The following is a 14,331-nucleotide window of genomic DNA, read 5'->3' as shown; positions in this document are numbered from 1 at the left end:
CTCGGGCTCGATCACATTCACACTGGGTTGCCGTCCGGTAACAAGTTGCCCTTGTGTTTTCGGGACCACGTCGAGCATTATTTTCGGTATCGCCGGATACCTCGTGAGTGAGGGCTCAAGGGTATTCGGCGGAATGTGGGCCCGCCGTGCCACGGGCCTTCCCCCTGCAATCGAGCACCGATGGAGTCAATGTGAAACGCACACTCGTCGCCGCTGTGCTGCTGTCCACGGCGGCCGCCGCCGTCGTCACCCTGCCCGCGTTCGCGGGCCAGGACGCCGCGCCGACCGCCCCGGCGGCCGACCAGGCGTCCCCCGAGGTGCTCAGCGCGATGGAGCGCGACCTCGGCCTGACCCGCGACGCCGCGCTCGCCCGGCTCGACAGCGAGGCCAAGGCGACCGCGCTGGAGTCCGACCTGCGCGGCGCGCTGACCGAGTCCTTCGGCGGGGCCTACTACGACGCCGCCGCGGGCAAGCTCGTGGTCGGGGTGACCGACGCGGCCAAGGCGGCCGACGTGCGGGCCCGCGGCGCGAACGCGACCGTGGTCAAGCACAGCGCCAAGAGCCTGGACGCCACCGCGGCCAAGCTCGACGCCCAGGCCGCCACCGCCCCGCGCGGCGTGACCGGCTGGTACGTCGACGTGCAGCGCAACACCGTCACCCTGACCACCGCCAAGGGCTCGGGCGAGGCCGCCAAGCGGTTCGCCGCGACCGTCGACGGCTCGGCGATCAGCGTGGTCGAGTCCACCGAGGCCCCGCGCACCCTCTACGACGTGCGCGGCGGCGACGCGTACTACATCGGCAGCGGCTCGCGCTGCTCGGTCGGCTTCTCGGTGCAGGGCGGCTTCGTCTCGGCGGGCCACTGCGGCACCCGCGGCGCGTCCACCAGCGGCTCGAACCGGGTCGCCCAGGGCACCTTCCAGGGCTCGTCGTTCCCCGGCAACGACTACTCGTGGGTCAAGACCAACACCAACTGGACCCCGCGCGGTGTCGTCAACCGCTACAGCGGCTCCACCACGGTCGCGGTGAAGGGCTCCACCGAGGCCGCCGTGGGCGCCTCGGTCTGCCGCTCCGGCTCGACCACCGGCTGGCACTGCGGCACGGTGCAGTCGAAGAACCAGACCGTGAACTACTCCCAGGGCGCGGTGAACGGCCTGACCCGCACCAACGCCTGCGCCGAGCCCGGTGACTCCGGCGGCTCGTGGCTCAGCGGCAGCCAGGCCCAGGGCGTGACCTCCGGCGGCTCGGGCAACTGCTCCTCCGGTGGCACCACGTACTTCCAGCCCGTCAACGAGATCCTCTCGGTCTACGGGCTGCGCCTGGTGACCAGCTGATCCAGCTGATCCGCCTGGTATAGCCGCGGGCCCGGGTGTCGACTCGTCGAGTCGGCACCCGGGCCTTCGCTATCCGGCGGTACCGGGGAAGTCGCCGGGCAGCTCGACCCGGGTGCGCACACCGCACTTGCGCAGGGCGTTGGCCACGTGGTCCTCGACCGTGCGCACCGAGATGAACAGCGCCTCGGCGATCTCCCGGTTGGTGCTGCCGCGCGCGGCCATCCGCGCCACCGCCTCTTCACGCGGGGAGAGCGCGTCGCCGTAGCCGCGCCTGCCGCCGCGGTGGCGCGGTGCGACACCGTGCTTGCGCAATAGTTGCGCGCACCGGGCGGCGTCCCAGCGGGCGCCGAGCGCGGTGAACGTGGCCACCACGTCGAGCATCGGTTGCTTGTCCCCGGCGGCCAGCAGCACCTTCGCCGCGGCCTCCCGGGCGTGCCCGGCCCAGTAGGGCCTGCCCATCGCGTCGTACCCGGCTGCGGCGGCCTCGAACAGCTCGGCCGCGGCCACCGACGACCGCGCGACGTGCCCAGCCGCCACGTACGCCGAGGCCACCGAGGTCGGGGCGTCCCGATCGGCGGTCTCCCGGGCGAACTCCTCGTGCAGCCGCACGGCTCCCGCGCGGTCGCCGTCGGCGACCATCGCCGCGCAGGCCAGCGGCACCAACGAGGACGCCCACACCCAGTTCCCGTGTCGCCGCACCGCTTCCAAGCCCGGTGCCAGCGCCGTGACCGCCTCGTCCGGACGGCCCGCGGCCAGCGCGATCCGCGCCTTGGCCGCGCACGCCGCGGCCAGCAACGGGACGTTCAGCGCGGCGCCGAAGGTGAGCACCGCGTCCAGGTCCCGCTCCGCCTCGGTGATCGACCCGGTGGCCAGCGCCAACTCGGCGGCCACGATCCGGGTCTCGATCCCCAGTTGCGGCAGTCCGTGCGCGCACGCGCCCGCGCGCACCTGCGCGATCTTCTCCGCCAACCCGTTCCACTGGCCCGCGGCCAGGTCCAGCCGGAGCCGCGTGCTCGCGACCAAGTGCGCGGTGTAGCGGCCCGCGTCCTCCTCCACCAGGCTGGGGATGAGGTCGAGCAGCTCGCGCGCGCGGGCGTCGTGACCGAGCCAGACCGCCGCGTCCGCGCCGTTGCTGGCCCCGCGCAACAGGTGCAGCCGGGCCTCCGGCGTGCTGCCGCGGGCGAGGGCGGCGCGCCACACCGGCCAGCCGTCGGGAGCACCGGAGTAGAGCAGCACCGAGGCGTGGTTGACGTGCACCGCGGTGTGCACGGCGTGGTCGTCGAACGAGCCGAGCATGCCCAGCGCCCGCTTGGACCAGGCCAGGTGCTCGCCGATGGTGCCGGAGGCGTCCGACGGGATGGCCAGCGCGGCCATCGCCCGGGCGGCCAGGTCGGGCCGGTCGTCGAGGTCGTCGACCGCCGCGCGCAGCTCGTGCCTGCCCTCGGTCGCCTCGCCGTTCTGCGCGATCAGCAGCATGCCCAGGCCGAACCGGATCTCCCCGCGCCCACTGGCGGGCAGCTCGTCGTCGGTCAGCACGGCCCGCAGCGCGGCCACCGCCTCGCCGTGGCGCAGCCCGGGTTGCGCGGCGCGGCTGAGCAGCGCCGCGACCCGCGCCCGGGTGCCGATGTCGACGGCCGCGGTGGCGACCACGTCGGCGAGCAGCTCCGCCGCGGTGTCGCTGTCGCCGAGCGCGACCGCGCGGGTGGCGGCGGCCTCGGCGTGGCGCACCCAGTCCTCCACCATCCCGGCCTGCCTGCAGTGCCGGGCCAACCGGGCGTGCGGCACGGGGTCGACCGAGGCCAGCGCGGCGGCGGCGTTGCGGTGCGCCCGGCGCAGCTCGCCCGGGGTGAGCAGGTCGATCACCGCGCGGGTGGCCAGTGCGTGCCGGGTGCCCAGCAGCCCGGGGGAGGGTTGGTGCAGCAGGCCGTGCACGAGCGCGCGGTCGACCGCGTCGCCCGCGGTGGCCCGGTCCAGCCCGGTGACCCGGACCAGCAGCTCCTCCTCGACCGGCGCGGCGAGGGTGGCGGCCGCGGCCACCACCTCGCGCACCGCCGGGGGCAGCGCGGCCAGCCGCTCGGCGATGGAACCGCGCAGCGCCACCGGGGCGGTGAGCCGGTCGAGCACCGAGCGCGGCGCGTCGGCCAACCGGGGCGCGGGCTCGTCCGGCAGCGCCCTGGCCACCTCCTCGACCACGAACGGGACGCCGCCGGTCAGCTCGTGCAGCCGGGTGGCGAACTCCGCGGTGACCTTGGTCAGCCCGAGCAGGCCCGCGGCCAGCTCACCGACCTCGTCGACCTCCAGCGGACGCACGGTGACCTCCACCGCCCTGGCCCAGCGCGGCAGGTGGCCCGCGAGATCCACCACCGGTCGCTCCACCCGGGTGCTCTCCGGGCGGTAGGTGATCAGCACGCGCAGCTTGGGCGGCAGGCCGCGGCAGAGGAACCGCAGGAACTCGTAGGTCGCCTCGTCGGCCCAGTGCAGGTCCTCCACGACCAGCACCGCCGGACCGAGCTCGGCCAGCGCCGCGCGCACTCTGGGAAAAACGTCGATCCGGTCCACCCGGCCCACCGGCGGGGTGAACACGTCCCGGCCGCTGAGCGCGTCGAGCACCGGGCCAAGTGGGAACGGTTCGCGCAGCGGCAGGCACTCGCCGATCAGCCAGTGCGCGCCGACCACGTCCGGGTGCTCGCGCAGTTCGGCCACCAGCCTGCTCTTGCCGACCCCCGCCTCGCCCGCGACCAGCAGGAGTGCCGGTGGGGCAACCGAGGACAGCCGGGCGAGCTCGGCCACCCGGCCGACCAGCGGCGCCCGGTCGAGCGGTGTCGATCTGTCCACTGTGGTTCCCAGAGGACCGGTTTCCATGCTGCACCCTCAACCTCGGGGGAACGCGGGATCGGCCGGACGCCGCGCGTTCACCACGGATCCTGCTCACGGTAGTGCCTGAGTTAAGCCCGTATCACCACGGATTGCAACGGATCCATCACTGCAACAGCATCGGTCAGGCCAGTCCGTGACGATCATCCACCCGGAGATCTCGTCTAGGAGGTTCCCCCAAGTGACTGCTGAACTCCCACCCGAGGACGACTTTTCGAGCGAGGGAAACATCACTCGCAAGCGCCTGCTGCAACTGGGCGCGCTGGTCGTGCCCGCCGCCGGTCTGCTCGGCGCCACCGCGGCGAGCGGCGGCGCGGGCTTCGCCTCGGCGAGCGTTGCCGAGAACCGGCCCAGCACCCTGCCGGTCAACCTGGAGCTCACCCCGGAGTGCCACGACGGCGACGCGCCGACGATCGCCCAGACCGAGGGCCCGTACTTCAAGCCCGGCTCACCGGAGCGCACCAGCCTGATCCAGCCCGGCACCACCGGCACCCGGCTCACCGTGAGCGGCTACGTGTTCAGCCGCTCGTGCAGGCCGCTGGCCAAGGCGCTGCTGGACTTCTGGCAGGCCGACAGCCGGGGCACCTACGACAACCGCACGTACAACTTCCGCGGTCACCAGTACACCGACGCCAACGGCAAGTTCACCCTGACCACGATCGTGCCCGGCCTCTACCCGGGCCGCACCCGGCACATCCACGTCAAGGTGCAGAACCCCGGCGGTCGCATCCTGACCACCCAGCTCTACTTCCCCGGGGAGCCGCGCAACAACACCGACACCATCTTCGACCCGCGGCTGCTGATGAACGTCCGCACCGTCGGCTCGGCCAAGGAAGCCACCTTCGACTTCGTGCTGAACGTGGCCTGACGCTCCACAGAGGAATGATCGTCCGACGGCGCGACGCCGCGGACGGCACCACCCGACGCGGCGGCACAACCGAAGGCGGACCGTGCACCTACGCCTCGCGCACCGCCACCGCCCGCGTCGGGTCTGGTGCCGCCCGACCCGGTGCCACCCACGTCGGACTCGCGGTCGCCCCCGGGCCGGACCGGCCGGGGAACGGCCACGGGGGTAGGGGCGCCGGGCACAGCAGGGCCCGGCGCCCCGTCCCGCGACCGCGATGGCTTCGCCGCGACGGTGATCTCCCCGCCGCGACCATGATCTCCCGCGCGACCGTGATCTCCCCGCCGTGACCTCCCCGCGGCGGCGGGGACCGGCGGGCCGGGCGCCCGCTCAGGCCCGCAGGTCGACGTCGAGCTGGTAGCCCGCGCGGGCGGAGAACCCCGCCACCACGCTGAACCGGTCGCCGCGCACCACCGTCTGCCGCCACTCCACCGGGGTGCGCTCGGCCATCCCGAGCCGGTCGATGGACAGCGCCGCCACCCCCTCCGGCGAGGCCAGCAGTCGCCGCTCGCCGATGGTCGGCACCACCGCCCGGATCCGCTCGTGCCCACCGGTGAGCCGGATCCCGCACCGCGCGTCGAGCTCGGCGTAGAGCGAGGTCTCGCTGAAGTCCGCGCCCCGCAACGGTTCCGCCAGCGCCAGCGGCAGCCACACCCGGTCGACGGCCAGCGGCGCGCCGCCCGCGAGCCGCACCCGCTCCAGGTACAGCAGGGGCGTCGACTCCTCCAGCCCGAGCCGCACCGCGACCACGCCGTCGGCGCGCGCGTCGAGCACCCGCACCAGGCTGCGCGCCTGCTGGCCGCTCTCGCGGACCGAGGCGAACAGGCTGTACAGCGCGCCCAGCGGCTGGGTGATCTCGGTGGCCCGCCCCAGTCGCGGCGGTTGCCCGCGCCCGGCGACCACCGTGCCGTCCGCGCGCAGCCTGCGCAGCGCCTCCCGCACGGTGTTGCGGCTGACCGAGTACGCCGCGGCCAGCGCCAGCTCGCCCGGGAAGGCCTCGTCGAACTCGCCGCTGTCGACCCGGCGGAGCAGGTCGGCGTGCAGCTGGGCCCACAGCGGGGTGGACAGCGCGCGGTCGAGCTCGGCGGCGCCGGTCGCCTCGACGGCCCTGGTCAGGGGGCCACCCCCTCCGCTGCGGAAATCGTGCGGTCGAACTTAGCAAAGTGCGGTCTGACCGTGGCATCTGAGCTGCGGATCGACCCGCGCGGGGTGGTCGGGTCCCACGATGACCACCCGACGGCCTGGCCGGCTTCCCAGCCGCCCACGCCGACAATTGCCCTGCTCGCACGATGAATCGTTCGATTTCAACCTATCGGGGGATACTTGCCGCTGGGCCGTGTCTCCTGCTGGCAACCGGGCGGGGCACGCCGGAGACTGTCGCGCATGGCGCATACCGAAGTGGCCGACGACGCCCCCGCGCGCGACGGGAGCGACCCGGCCCGCGGAGCCACCACCGACCCCGGGTTCGACACCGACCACGACACTGACCCCCACGCGGCGGGGGCCACGGCGGGCGACACCCAGTTCGACATCGCCTTCCGCGGCTACGACCGCGCCCAGGTCGACGCCCACATCAGCGCCCTGCTCGAGCGCGCCGACCGCGCGGTCGCCGCCTTGCGCGCGGCCCGGGCCCACCCCACGGGTCCCTTCGTGCCCGTCCCGCGGCCTGAGGCGGCCCCGGTGCGCGCCGACCTGCCCGGGCTCGGCGAGCGCGTGGCGAGCGTGCTGGCCACGGCCGAGCACGAGGCCCGCGCCCTGCTCGCCGACGCCGAGACCGAGGCGCACGCGCTGCGCGCCCGTGCCGAGGTCGAGGCCGCCGACACCCGGGCCGCGGCCGAGCAGTTGTTGGCCGAGGCGTACGCCGAGGCGGAGCGCACCGCCGCGGCGGCGGAGGCCGACGCCGAGGCCGCGCTCGCCGACGCCCGTGCGCGCACCGCCGAGATCCTGCGCACGCACGACAAAGTGGTGGAGGACCTGGCGGCCATCCGCGCGCTGATCGACCTGACCGACGCCGCCGGACCCCGCCGGTCCGCTACGAGCGCCTGAGACCGGAAACCCCCGAAGGCGAGTACACCGTGGAACTGCTGGACTTCCTGCGCGCCCTGCGCGTGCGCTGGCGCTGGGTCGTGGCGGGCCTGCTGATCGGCACCGTCGCGGCCACCGTCGTCACGCTCGCCACCACCCCGCAGTACGAGGCGCGCACGCAGCTGTTCGTCTCCACCCGGCAGGGCGCCGACGGCACCGAGCTCTACTCCGGCAGCAGCTTCTCCCAGCAGCGGGTGAAGTCCTACATCGAGGTGGTGACCACCCCCCGGGTGCTCGACCCGGTGATCGCCGAGCTCGGCCTGACCGCCACCGCGGCCGACCTGGCCACCCGGATCACCGTGGCCGCCCCGCTGGACACCGTGCTGGTCGACATCGCCGTGCGCGACCCGGACGGCCCGCGCGCCGCGGCCATCGCCAACGCGGTCAGCCGCTCGTTCATGTCAGTGGTGGAGAGCCTGGAGAAGGTCGGCGACGATCCGTCGCCGGTGCGGGTCAGCTCGGTGCGCGACGCCGCACCGCCGGAGCGCCCGGTGGCGCCGTCGGTGCCGTTCAACATGGTCCTCGGTGTCCTCTTCGGACTCCTGGCGGGCGGCGCCGCGGCGATGGTCCGGCAGCTGCTCGACACCGCGGTGCGCGGCGAGCGCGACGTCACCGCGCTGGTGGACGCCCCGGTGCTCGGCGAGATCCCGTTCGACCGGCAGGCGGGGACGAACCCGACCCTGGTGCGGCAGCCGCAGAGCGTGCGCGCCGAGGCGTTCCGGTCGCTGCGCACCAACCTGCAGTTCGTCGACGCGGTGTGCAGGCTCGACGCGCTGGTGGTCACCTCCTCGGTCCCGCAGGAGGGCAAGAGCACCACCGCGGTCAACCTGGCACTGGCCTGTGTGGACAACGGGCTCACCGTCTGCGTGGTCGACGCCGACCTGCGCAGGCCGCGGATCGCGCACTACCTCGGGCTGGTCGACTCGGTCGGGCTGACCACCGTCCTGTTGGGACGGATCGAGCTGGACGGCGCGCTGCAGCGCTGGGGTGGCGGCAACCTCTACGTGCTCACCGCGGGCGACACCCCGCCCAACCCGAGCGAGATGCTCGGTGCCGCCGTGATGTCCGAGCTGATCGACCAGCTGCGCGAGCGGTTCGACCTGGTGATCATCGACGCGCCGCCGCTGCTGCCGGTGACCGACGCCGCGCTGCTGTCCACCCACGCCGCGGGCGCGCTGCTGATCGCGGGCGCGGGCAAGGTGCACCGCGATGAACTCCGCCGGTCTCTGCGGATCCTGGACAACGCGGGCGCCCGGCTGCTGGGCGTCGTGCTCAACCTGCTGCCGCTGAGCAGCCGGGCCGCGCAGGGCTACTACAACTACGCCGCCGACAAACCCGGCTCAGCGGCCCGCAGGCTGTTCCGCCGCCCCCCGGACCCCGGTGGCGAGTCGGTCGACCCGGCCGCTGCGCCGGTGCCGCAGCCGGTCGCGCGCACGCACTGAGAGCGCGGAACCACTGGGCCCCGGAGCCTCAGTAGGCTCCCGTGCCCGCCGCGACCACGCGCGCGGTCTTCCACAGGATCACCAGGTCGGTGGTGAACGACCAGTTCTCCACGTAGTGCAGGTCCAGCGCGATCCCGTCGGTCCAGGTCAGGTTGGAGCGGCCGCTGATCTGCCACAGCCCGGTCAGCCCCGGCTTGACCAGTAGCCGCCTGCGGGTGTCCTTGGCGTACTGGCGCACCTCCTCGGGCAGCGGCGGCCGCGGCCCCACCAGGCTCATCCGGCCGACCACCACGTTGTAGAGCTGGGGCAGCTCGTCGAGGGAGTAGCGGCGCAGGAACCGGCCGACCCGGGTGACCCGGGGGTCGTCGCGGATCTTGAACAGCGGCCCGTCCTGCTCGTTGACCGTGCGCAGCGCGGCCTGGCGGCGCTCGGCGTCGGCGACCATGGTGCGGAACTTGACCATCCGGAACGGCCTGCCGTGCTTGCCGATCCTGGTCTGCCGGTGCAGCACCGGCCCCCGGCTCTCCACCCGCACCACGACCGCGATGGCCAGCAGCACCGGGCTCAGCGCGAGCAGCCCGGCGGTGGCCGCGGCGACGTCGAAGAGCCGCTTGGCGACCCGGCCCGCGCCGGTGAACGCCGGTTCCTCGATGCACAGCAGGTGCAGGCCCGCGATCGGCCTGGTGTGCACCCGCGGACCCGCCACCGCCACCAGACCGGGGACCACGACCAGCTGCGTCCCGGTGCCCTCCAGCAGCCAGCCCAGCCTGCGCAGCACCTCGGCGCCCATCGCGTCGCAGGTCGTCACCGCGATCACGTCGGCGTCGTTGCGCCGGGCCAGCCGTAGCACCGCGCGGGCGGTCTCGGCGGCGTCCGTGCCCGCGTCCTGGCCGACGATCCAGGCGGCCACCACGTCGTAGCCCAGGTGCCTGCGCCCGGCCAGCTGCTCGGACAGCTCGCGCACCTGCGGACCGCTGCCCACCGCGAGCACCCGGTGCGACCAGCCCTCGCCGCGCCTGCGGTGGGCGTGCAGCCACTGCCGCCAGCACCACCGGGTCAGCAGCAGCGCGCCCAGCCCGGCGGGCAGCGCGATCAGCAGGTACGCGCGCGGGGTCTCGGTGCGCGAGAGGTAGCCGACCACGGCGATCACACCGGCGAGGTGCGCGTGCGCGGAGACGAGCCGCTTGTACTCCTCTTGCCCCACACCGAGAACGCGCGGGTCGCGGGAGCCGGAGACGGCGAGGACGAGCCACAGGACGGCGGCGGCCGCGACGGTGGTGAGCAGCGGGCGTTGCTCGATCGCCCGGCCACCGCCGCCGACGAGCGGGACCAGCCCGGCGGCGGCCAGCGCCACGGCGGCGTCCGACACGGCGAGCAGTGACCGCAACCGAGCCGACCACACACAGACCTCCCGATCGGGCGGCCGCGCGCCCGGTCAAGCCGCCCGGTTCATTGTGGATCAATGCGGTACCGGCCGCACGGATGTCACTCCATCGTGGACATCCGCGCCGACCTCGGCTCCGAGGCGCCCGGTCGACCGTAGGGTTTCGCCATGAGCGCTGATCTCGGCTGTGGTCTGGGCGGGTTCGACTGGTCGGCACCGCCACCGGGCAAGCGCGGCAGACCGATCACCCTGCTGGGCAAGGTGATCGTGCTCCTCGTCGCGCTCTTCGTGTTCGCCTGCGTCGGGTTCGGCTGGCTGCTGCGCACCGCGGTCGAGGAGAACATCACCACCCTGCCGGACGTGTTCGGCGAACTGCCGTCACGACCCGCGGCGACCGGTGGGACCGGTGTGACCACCGCGCTGCTGATCGGCACGGACCGGCGCAGCGGCCCGGACATCGGGGGCGGCGTGCTGGGCGAGCGCGCGGACTCGCTGATGCTGGTGCGCATCGCGGGCGGCAGGCGGGTCGACGTCCTGGCGCTGCCGCGCGACTCCTGGGTGCCGATCCCCGGGCACCGCCCCGCGAAGATCAACGCCGCGCTGGCGCTGGGCGGCCCGCCGCTGGTGGTGCGCACCGTCGAGGACCTCACCGGGCTGCGCGTCGACCACGTCGTGGTGGCCGACTTCGCCGCCGTCCGGGACATCACCGGCCTGCTCGGCGGGGTGACGGTGTTCAACCCGGTGGCGACCGTGGACCCGTTGACCCACACCGAGTTCCCCGCCGGGGACATCCTGGTCGAGGGTGACCGCGCGCTCACCTGGGTGCGCCAGCGGTACGGTCTGCCCGGCGGCGACCTGGACCGGATCGCCCGCCAGCAGCGGCTGCTCGGCGCGATCGGCACCCGGCTCACCACGGCCCGGGTGCTGACCCACCCGGGGGAGCTGGCCGACGTGGTCACCGCCGTCAGCCGCGACCTCACCGTCGACTCGGGCCTGACTGCGGCCCGGATGGCCGAGTTGCTGGCGGCCCTGGGCGCCACCCCGCACGAGGCGATCCACTTCTACACCGCGCCGGTCTCGGGCACCGGCCGCTCCGCCGACGGGCAGGCGTACCTGACCCTGGACGGGCCCGCGCTCGCCCGGGCCTGCGCGGCCATCGGGACCGAGCAGGCGGTCGAGCTGACCCAGGAACCGGTGCTCGGCGGCTGAGCGCACCGAGCCCGGGCTTGCCTGCCGCCACCCCGCGCGACTGGCCAAGAGTCACAGCCGAGATCCACAGCCGGATCTACGACGGCCGGTCACCCGAGGGCTCGCCCTGCGCCTGGTAAGCGGTGGCAGGCTTTCACCGCACGGCCGGGTCGAGGTGTGCGGCCGGGGGAGCGGCCGGGCGCCGCACCCCCGGCCCCGCGTCAGCGCAGTGGTGTGGCGCCGGGGGCCACCGTGGCCACGACCGCGCGCACGGCGGCGCCGATCGACTGCGTGGTCGCGGCGAGCGTGTGCCGGGAGCGGCCCACCGGGTCCGGGATGTCGTCGTCGGCCGGGTCGGCCGGGCGGGTCGGCCCGCGGTCGCGCACGGTGCGCGTGACCAGGGCTCGCAGTCGGTCAGGACCGTTGGTGTGGCGCCCTTCCGGCGCGCGCAGCGCGCAGCGGTGCAGCTCGGCGAGGGTGACCGTCCGGTGCAGCGCCGTGGGCACCAGCCGCAGCACCTCGCTCAGCTCGGTGCGGGTCATGGTGACCACCGCGTCGGCGCCGCGGACCACGTCGGGGGAGAGCAGGGCCGAGCGGAACTCCCACGAGAAGCCGGTGCCGCCCAGGGCCGCGCGGCACTCCTCGACCATCGGCAGGCCGGCCGTGGCTCGGATCCCGGCGCTGAAGACCGTCCAGGTCTCCCCGGTGACGCCGTGCACGGCGGCGGCGAACAGCGCGTGCGCGACGGGTGATCGGCAGATGTTGGCGTTGCAGACGAACAGCACGCTCGCGCGGGGCAGCGGGTGCGCGTCGTCGTGTGGTTGGGCTGATGGTTGGGCTGACATCAGGTTTCGTCAGGTGCTTTCGCTCGGTTCGGTCAAGGTGGACACCCAGGCGCGGTAGCGGTCTGCGGCGTCGGTCGAGTTGAGGCGGGCGGCGGCGTAGCCGCGCCCGCGCTCAGCGAGTTCACCGCACCGGCGCGGGTCCTGGGCCAGGGTGGTGATCGCGTCGAGCAGGACAACCGGGGCGCCGGGGGGTACACGGACCCCGGCGCCCGAAGCGGCCAGCTCGGCGGCTGCCGGGCTGTCGTGCTCGGTGGCGGCCACGATCGGCCTGCCCGCGGTGAAGTACGAGGTGAGCTTGCTCGGTGCGCACATGGTGTGCAACCCGGGCCGCTCGTTGACCAGCAGCGCGTCGGCGGCGGCCAGCACGTCCGGGAACGCCTCGTCGGGCACCGGGTCCAGGATGGTCAGCGTGTCCAGCCCGCGCGCCTGCTCGGCGATCTCGGCCCGCTGGGCGCCGTCGCCGAGCAGCACGAAGCGCACCGGGCTGCGCCGCTCGCGGGCGTAGCGGGCGGCCGCGACCAGGTTCGTCAGGTGCTGCTTGGCGCCCATGTTCCCGGCGTGCAGCGCGATCACCTCGCCCGGGCCCCAGGCCAGCCCGGCCCGCACCCGCTCGCGGCTGCCCTCGGCCGGGCGCGGGATGTGCGCCCAGTTCGGGATCACCGTGATCCGGTCGCGGTCGACACCCAGGCCGGTGAGCGTCTCGGCGAACTGGGCGTGCACGGCCACCACGGCCTCGGCTCCGCGCAGCAGCCGCGACTCGAGCGAGCGCACCGCCCCGCCCGCGCGCCCGCCCAGGTCGGCGACCTCGGTGGCGGCCGTGCTGTAGAGGTCTTGCACGACCACGCCGAGCGGGGCCCGCTGGGCGCGGGCGATCCGCGCGGCGGCGGCCACCGACAGCAGCGACGGGCTCACCGCGACCACCACGTCGGCCCGGTGCCGCCCGCGCGCCCAGGCGTGCGCGGCGAAGGACGCCTCGTGCAGGATCCGGCGGACCCCGGTGGAGCTGCCCGGCACGTAGTGGCGCAGCCTGGTCAGCCGGACCGCGCCGTCGCGCTCCAGGGTGCGCAGGCCGCGGTAGCCCGGCGCGAGCGCCCACTGCGGGTAGTACGGGAAGCCCGCCACCACGTGCACCTCGTGCCCGGCCTCGGCCAGCGCGCGGGCCATCCCGGTGGTGTACGGGGCGATCCCGGCGTGCTCCGGGGCGTAGTTCAGCCCCACCACCAGCACCCGGGCCATCAGCGGACCACCTCGTGCCCGCGCACCTCGCCGCGCTGGCGCGGCAGGTCGAGGCTCTCCAGGTACCAGGCGTAGGTGGCGGCCACGCCCTCGCGCAGCCGGATGCGCGGCTCCCAGCCCAGGCCGGTCAGCGTGCTGATGTCGAGCACCTTGCGCGGGGTGCCGTCGGGCTTGCTCGGGTCGAACTCGATCCGGCCGGTGTAGCCCGCGGTCTCGGCGACCAGCCGGGCCAGGTCGGCGATGGTGATGTCACGGCCGGTGCCCACGTTCACCGGGTCGGGGCCGTCGTAGCCCGCCAGCAGGGTGAGGCAGGCGTCGGCGAGGTCGTCGGCGTGCAGGAACTCCCGGCGCGGCGTGCCGGTGCCCCAGACGGTGACCGAGTGCGCGCCGGACTGGGCCGCCTCGTGGAAGCGGCGCATCAGGCCGGGCAGCACGTGCGACCCGGTCGGGTGAAAGTTGTCGCCGGGGCCGTAGAGGTTGGTGGGCATCGCGGTGATCCACGGCAGGCCGTCCTGCTCGCGCACCGACCGCACGTGCGTGATCCCGGCGATCTTGGCGATGGCGTAGGCGGCGTTGGTGGGCTCCAGCGGCCCGGTCAGCAGCGCGCTCTCCTTGATCGGCTGGCGGGCCTCGCGCGGGTAGATGCACGACGAGCCGAGGAAGAGCACCCGCGGCACGCCCAGCGCCCGGGCCGCGTCCAGCACCGAGAGCTGGATCCGCAGGTTGTCGGAGAGGAAGTCCGCGGGCGCGGCGGCGTTCGCCGCGATGCCGCCGACCCTGGCCGCGGCCAGGACGATCACCTCCGGCCGCCGGTCGAGCAGGAAGCGCGCGGTGGCGCCGCGGTCGCGCAGGTCCACTTCGGACGACGTCGCCAGCACCAGGTCGTGGTGGCCGGTCGCGCGCAGCCGCCGGACGAGTGCCGACCCGACCAGGCCGCGGTGGCCCGCCACGAAAATCTTGGCCGATCGGGTGAATTCGGGGGCGCGCATGCCAATCCTTTCGAGTGACCTGGGTGGGCTGACCGGGCAGCCCTGGTGGCGCT

Annotated in this window: 11 protein-coding genes; 5 read left to right on the top strand and 6 right to left on the bottom strand. The window is 74.4% G+C overall.

What is annotated here, in order from left to right; translation table 11 throughout:
• Positions 1–191 precede the first annotated feature (191 nt).
• Positions 192–1,331, top strand: a complete 1,140-nt coding sequence (locus QSK30_RS27150) for a S1 family peptidase (RefSeq protein ID WP_285507033.1) — start codon at positions 192–194, stop codon at positions 1,329–1,331.
• Between the two features lie 69 nt (positions 1,332–1,400).
• Here the strand turns inward: QSK30_RS27150 and QSK30_RS27145 are convergent, their stop codons facing one another.
• Entirely contained in the window at positions 1,401–4,166 is a 2,766-nt protein-coding gene (locus QSK30_RS27145) for an ATP-binding protein (RefSeq protein ID WP_285507031.1), read from the bottom strand.
• A gap of 220 nt (positions 4,167–4,386) precedes the next feature.
• Between QSK30_RS27145 and QSK30_RS27140 the strand changes: the two genes are divergently transcribed.
• The gene (locus tag QSK30_RS27140) at positions 4,387–5,073 is read left to right on the top strand and encodes a dioxygenase family protein (protein WP_285507029.1); all 687 of its coding nucleotides are present in this window, start codon (positions 4,387–4,389) and stop codon (positions 5,071–5,073) included.
• A 366-nt stretch (positions 5,074–5,439) separates the two neighbouring features.
• On the opposite strand, the gene QSK30_RS27135 is transcribed toward QSK30_RS27140, so the two are convergent.
• On the bottom strand, positions 5,440–6,141 hold the full coding sequence (locus QSK30_RS27135; protein WP_352231630.1) for a GntR family transcriptional regulator: 702 nt from the start codon (positions 6,139–6,141) through the stop codon (positions 5,440–5,442).
• Between the two features lie 351 nt (positions 6,142–6,492).
• Between QSK30_RS27135 and QSK30_RS27130 the strand changes: the two genes are divergently transcribed.
• Positions 6,493–7,155 (top strand): hypothetical protein, encoded by a 663-nt coding sequence (locus tag QSK30_RS27130; protein ID WP_285507028.1) that lies wholly within the window; start codon positions 6,493–6,495, stop codon positions 7,153–7,155.
• Between the two features lie 29 nt (positions 7,156–7,184).
• Positions 7,185–8,636: a tyrosine-protein kinase domain-containing protein gene (locus QSK30_RS27125; protein WP_285507026.1), complete on the top strand. Its 1,452-nt coding sequence runs from the start codon at positions 7,185–7,187 to the stop codon at positions 8,634–8,636.
• 28 nt (positions 8,637–8,664) lie between these two features.
• Here QSK30_RS27125 and QSK30_RS27120 read toward each other — a convergent pair whose 3' ends face one another.
• On the bottom strand, positions 8,665–10,023 hold the full coding sequence (locus tag QSK30_RS27120) for a sugar transferase (RefSeq protein WP_285507024.1): 1,359 nt from the start codon (positions 10,021–10,023) through the stop codon (positions 8,665–8,667).
• A gap of 165 nt (positions 10,024–10,188) precedes the next feature.
• Here QSK30_RS27120 and QSK30_RS27115 point away from each other — a divergent pair, with 165 nt between their 5' ends.
• Entirely contained in the window at positions 10,189–11,229 is a 1,041-nt protein-coding gene (locus QSK30_RS27115) for an LCP family protein (RefSeq protein WP_285507020.1), read from the top strand.
• A gap of 200 nt (positions 11,230–11,429) precedes the next feature.
• Here QSK30_RS27115 and QSK30_RS27110 read toward each other — a convergent pair whose 3' ends face one another.
• The 3 genes from QSK30_RS27110 to QSK30_RS27100 are packed head-to-tail and all read right to left on the bottom strand — an operon-like array spanning position 11,430 to position 14,278.
• Entirely contained in the window at positions 11,430–12,053 is a 624-nt protein-coding gene (locus tag QSK30_RS27110) for an arsenate reductase/protein-tyrosine-phosphatase family protein (protein ID WP_285507018.1), read from the bottom strand.
• A gap of 9 nt (positions 12,054–12,062) precedes the next feature.
• Entirely contained in the window at positions 12,063–13,289 is a 1,227-nt protein-coding gene (locus QSK30_RS27105) for a glycosyltransferase family 4 protein (RefSeq protein WP_285507017.1), read from the bottom strand.
• The gene (locus QSK30_RS27100; protein WP_285507015.1) at positions 13,289–14,278 is read right to left on the bottom strand and encodes a GDP-L-fucose synthase family protein; all 990 of its coding nucleotides are present in this window, start codon (positions 14,276–14,278) and stop codon (positions 13,289–13,291) included. The genes QSK30_RS27105 and QSK30_RS27100 overlap by 1 nt, the downstream gene beginning before the upstream one ends.
• Positions 14,279–14,331: the final 53 nt, after the last annotated feature.

It is taken from the genome of Actinokineospora sp. NBRC 105648 (assembly GCF_030269645.1).
GTDB lineage: Bacteria > Actinomycetota > Actinomycetes > Mycobacteriales > Pseudonocardiaceae > Actinokineospora.
The sequence above is the reverse complement of the archived record's forward strand: the minus strand, read 5'-3'. Positions and strand labels throughout refer to the sequence as shown.

Bases quoted from the DNA above. Each gene is read 5' to 3' on its own strand.
- QSK30_RS27130 (WP_285507028.1), top strand. From the start codon at position 6,493: ATGGCGCATACCGAAGTGGCCGACGACGCCCCCGCGCGCGACGGGAGC.
- QSK30_RS27115 (WP_285507020.1), top strand. From the start codon at position 10,189: ATGAGCGCTGATCTCGGCTGTGGTCTGGGCGGGTTCGACTGGTCGGCA.
- QSK30_RS27110 (WP_285507018.1), bottom strand. From the start codon at position 12,053: ATGTCAGCCCAACCATCAGCCCAACCACACGACGACGCGCACCCGCTG.
- QSK30_RS27105 (WP_285507017.1), bottom strand. From the start codon at position 13,289: ATGGCCCGGGTGCTGGTGGTGGGGCTGAACTACGCCCCGGAGCACGCC.
- QSK30_RS27100 (WP_285507015.1), bottom strand. From the start codon at position 14,278: ATGCGCGCCCCCGAATTCACCCGATCGGCCAAGATTTTCGTGGCGGGC.